The 3,958-nt window shown below is 42.5% G+C and carries 6 protein-coding genes and 1 pseudogene; 4 read left to right on the top strand and 3 right to left on the bottom strand.

What is annotated here, in order from left to right; translation table 11 throughout:
• Positions 1-143 precede the first annotated feature (143 nt).
• Positions 144-305, bottom strand: a complete 162-nt coding sequence (locus tag IQ242_RS18740; protein WP_002765458.1) for a hypothetical protein — start codon at positions 303-305, stop codon at positions 144-146.
• Positions 306-439: 134 nt separating this feature from the next.
• Between IQ242_RS18740 and IQ242_RS18735 the strand changes: the two genes are divergently transcribed.
• Positions 440-1,237, top strand: coding sequence for an S-adenosyl-l-methionine hydroxide adenosyltransferase family protein (locus IQ242_RS18735; RefSeq protein WP_193961005.1), 798 nt, complete (start codon positions 440-442; stop codon positions 1,235-1,237).
• A gap of 47 nt (positions 1,238-1,284) precedes the next feature.
• Here IQ242_RS18735 and nadC read toward each other — a convergent pair whose 3' ends face one another.
• Both nadC and IQ242_RS18725 read right to left on the bottom strand, forming a co-directional pair.
• On the bottom strand, positions 1,285-2,133 hold the full coding sequence (gene nadC / locus IQ242_RS18730) for a carboxylating nicotinate-nucleotide diphosphorylase (RefSeq protein ID WP_002760033.1): 849 nt from the start codon (positions 2,131-2,133) through the stop codon (positions 1,285-1,287).
• A gap of 71 nt (positions 2,134-2,204) precedes the next feature.
• The gene (locus tag IQ242_RS18725) at positions 2,205-2,771 is read right to left on the bottom strand and encodes a Uma2 family endonuclease (protein WP_193961004.1); all 567 of its coding nucleotides are present in this window, start codon (positions 2,769-2,771) and stop codon (positions 2,205-2,207) included.
• Between the two features lie 161 nt (positions 2,772-2,932).
• Between IQ242_RS18725 and IQ242_RS18720 the strand changes: the two genes are divergently transcribed.
• From IQ242_RS18720 to IQ242_RS18710, 3 genes and pseudogenes are all read left to right on the top strand, one after another.
• Positions 2,933-3,400 (top strand): CBS domain-containing protein, encoded by a 468-nt coding sequence (locus IQ242_RS18720; RefSeq protein WP_012265148.1) that lies wholly within the window; start codon positions 2,933-2,935, stop codon positions 3,398-3,400.
• A 42-nt stretch (positions 3,401-3,442) separates the two neighbouring features.
• On the top strand, positions 3,443-3,721 hold the full coding sequence (locus IQ242_RS18715) for a hemolysin XhlA family protein (RefSeq protein WP_193961003.1): 279 nt from the start codon (positions 3,443-3,445) through the stop codon (positions 3,719-3,721).
• Positions 3,722-3,775: 54 nt separating this feature from the next.
• Positions 3,776-3,958 (top strand): annotated as a pseudogene (locus tag IQ242_RS18710) (LD-carboxypeptidase); the annotation flags it as partial.

Genomic DNA, 3,958 nt, shown 5'->3' with positions numbered 1-3,958 from the left:
GTCGGAACCCCCTAAGCCGAGTTTTCAAGGTGCTGCGCCGTCCACTTGGTTTTCGAGACTGGCCTTTTAATTCTAACGTAAAGCCAACCTAGAACGGCGGGGTTTCAGACCCAAAATTTCCGATGACTAAACACCGATTAAATCTAACGAAGGTGCAAATAGGCCGCCTCTGCTTCCAATTGACGCACTAGAGCCTCATTTCCCTGCGCTCTAGCCACTTCCAGTCGGTGTTGTAAATTTCTGCGGAGTGTTTCCCTATGAGCGACGGCGGCTTGTGTTAGGACTTGCTGACGATTTTTGTTCATGATGGACAGACTTTTGAGCGACTTAACTTACCTTATATCTAAATCATAACATTCTCCTTGGTAAACTGTATCTTTAGCTACTGAATTTGGCGTTAAGATTTATTAACGGTGTTGGCAACCCTAGGGACAAGTCAATGACGGAACAGGCACTAATAACCCTTACTAGCGATTTTGGACTACAGGACGGTTATGTGGGCATTATCAAGGGAGTAATCGCGGGAATTGCCCCCCATGCTCGCACGATCGATCTGAATCATCAAATTTCGCCCCAAGACCTTTACGCTGGTCGTTTTGTCCTCCTGAATGCCTATCAATATTTTCCCCAAGGCACTATTCATCTGGCAGTTATAGATCCGGGGGTGGGAAGCAAAAGACGCGGGGTAGGGATTCGTTTTGCCGGTGGTTATTTAGTTGGTCCAGATAATGGTTTATTTAGTGGCATTTTAAGCCAATCTCCCGCTATATCTGCCGTTAATCTCGATAATTCTTCCTATTGGCGCACCCCTAACCCTAGCACTACTTTTCATGGTCGTGATATTTTTGCTGCTGTGGCCGCTTATTTGTCCCGGGGAGTACCCCTAGAAATGTTAGGTGAGATGATTGATCCCGATAGCTTGCAACAATTAGCGATCGCTGTTCCGCAAATCGAGGAAGATAAAATCAGGGGTCAAATTCAATATATTGACATTTTCGGCAATTTAATCAGCAATATTCCCGATTATCTCCTAGAGGGAAAAAATTGGTCGGTGCAGTTGGGTCCAAAAATTATCCCCGCAAAAAACACCTACAGTGATGTTCCTTCCGGGGAAATAGTCGCTTTTATCGGTAGTCACGGGGGGTTAGAAATTGCCGTCAATAGTGGGAGCGCCCAAAAGCAATTACACCTAAATATTGGCGATGCGATCGAGGTTAGAATAGATAGGAGACAGTGATCAAAACTGATAACTGATAACTGATAACTGATAACTGATATAGCCTTTTAATCAATTCTCATACTGATATCTAACCAAGTAGAACGGGTAATTGGGGCGCTAGTAGAAATATAATCTACTCCTGTTTCGGCGACGTTGCGAATGCGATCGAGGGTAATATTTCCCGATGCTTCTATTTTGGTTTTACTATTAAAATTGCGGATCATCTCCACAGCAGTTTGCATCATCTCTAAATCCATATTATCTAACATAATGATCTCTACCTGCTGCTGCAGAGCTTGATTCACCTCTTCTAATTGACTGGTTTCCACCTCAATTGTGAGAGGATAGGGCATATTTTGCCGTACACGACGCACTGCTTCCTCAATGCTGCCCGCTGCTTGAATATGATTATCTTTAATCATAATTGCATCATCTAACCCCAAACGATGGTTAATCGCGCCACCGATACCGGAGGCATATTTTTCTAAAATTCGCAATCCGGGGGTAGTTTTGCGAGTATCCACCAATCTTGTCGATAAATCGGCAATTTTCTCCACATACTGACGAGTGGCACTAGCGATTCCACTCAAGCGCATGGCAAGATTTAAAGCGACTCTTTCCCCGATTAACAACGCATCGAAGGAACCTTCTATCTCGGCAATAACTTTAGACTTGGGGCAGAATTCCCCCTCGGCAACGGTGGGGGTAAAGTGAATAGTGGGGTTAAGCAGTTGAAAAACTCGTTCAGCTACGGGTAAACCAGCAATAACTCCCGCTTCCTTGGCAATCCAACTAGCTTGACCAATTTTAGCATGACCGAAGAAAATTGCTTGGGTGGTGCGATCGCCTCTACCGAGATCTTCTCGTAACCAGTTTTCTAACAAGGGATCAAGGACTAATAGGGGCGGTAACATAGAATTTATCGAAACAATCGGGACGTATTTATTTTAATTCTAGGAAGGTTTGACCTGTTTGTAAACTTTCTTTAATCGAAACTTATCCCCTCATAGATTAACTCGATCGCACAGTGAAAATCGAGACTAGATAGAATAATTTCTTCCCCTTGACTATAAGCGCAGTAAAACCAAATTTTATCTTCACCGCGACGATAAACCTCAACAATGATCGATTCAGGATCGACTAAAACGTATTCTTGTAAACTAGGAATCTGACGATAATATTGTAACTTTTTAGTGCGATCGTAGTTTCCTGTGCTAGGGGAAAGCACTTCAATAATCACTTGTGGATGTTGAATAAAATTACGAGATTCTCTATCCCTAGAATTGCAACTAATCACCAAATCGGGATAAAAATAACGACTATTATTAGCTTGTACTTTCACATCAGATACATTGACTCGACAGCCTCGCGGACGGAGATGAAGTCTTAAAGCAGTGTAAAAATTCAAGGTAATATCATTATGGGGCAGACTACCCCCAGTCATGGCGATAATTTCCCCATCAATGTATTCATGGCGACATTCCTGTGTAGCTTCCCATTCTAGATACTCTTCCGGGGTCATTCTTTCTGGGTATTGAGGTTGAGCGATCATTTTTCTTTTTCCTTGTCAACTAACTAAATTAATATCCCATTTCCTTTTTATGTTATACCATTTTCTCGCCCGAAGATTTAAGAATAGTCATAATTAAGCGGCGACTGATTACCCTAATGATAAGATGGAGAGACAAAGCATTATTATCGCAGGTCGCTAAGATGACGAAAACAGTTGCCGATATCATGACTCCCAATCCCATCACCGTCACCGCTAACACTTCTCTGTCTGAAGCAGTGAAGATTTTGGCCGAAAAGCGGTTTAGTGGTTTACCCGTGGTGGATGACAATATGCGACTGATTGGGGTTATCTCCGAAACTGACCTTATGTGGCAGGAAACGGGAGTAGAAGCTCCTCCTTACATTATGCTCCTCGATAGCGTCATCTATCTACAAAATCCTAGCCGTCACGAGAAATTACTCCATAAAGCTCTCGGTCAAACCGTGGGGGAAGTAATGACCGATAAACCTATTAGTATCACAGCTGATCGCCCTTTGAAAGAAGCGGCCTCGTTAATGTATGATCGTCATGTGCGTCGTTTACCGGTGATTGAGGAAGAAACCCACAAAGTAATTGGTATTATCACCCGCGGCGATATCATTCGCGATATGGCAAAATCGGAAGCATAATGGCTTTTCTAGGGCAAAAATTAACTAAAAGGTCTTGAACAAATGAATCAATCTCAGGAAACGGTTACTTATTCCCTAGAAACTATCTTGATGCGGATGGAGGGAAAAATCGATTCGTTACAAAAAGATGTGACGGATTTAAAGGTAGGACAAGCGGTGTTAACGGGAAAAGTTGAGGGAATAGAAAATCGACTAAACTCATTAGAAGGAAACCAAAAATATCAGGTTTGGGCATTAATTGTCCTCTTAGCTGGGGCAATTGTGAAAACTTTTTTTTCCCTCGATCCCCCCTTAATAAGGGGGGCATCTGATAATTTTTAACGCCTACCTACTTAAATTCTTATTTCCCTGGCAATTTCTCTAAAAACTATCAGAATGAAGCGCCGTCAATTTTTCATTAATTCCGCCCTAACTGCTGTTAGTTTTTCCCTAATTCCTAGAAAAGTTGTTAGTAATAATTTTCCTCTAATTAAACCGCCACATCTACAACCGGGGGACGGAGTGGGTATTATTAGTCCGGCGGGGGCAACTTTTAAAGCAGATGATTTGAATATAGTT

The sequence above is a fragment of the Microcystis sp. LEGE 08355 genome (assembly GCF_015207185.1).
In the GTDB taxonomy this organism is placed as follows: domain Bacteria; phylum Cyanobacteriota; class Cyanobacteriia; order Cyanobacteriales; family Microcystaceae; genus Microcystis; species Microcystis panniformis.
Note: the sequence above shows the minus strand (reverse complement) of the source record. Positions and strands in the feature narration are given on the sequence as shown.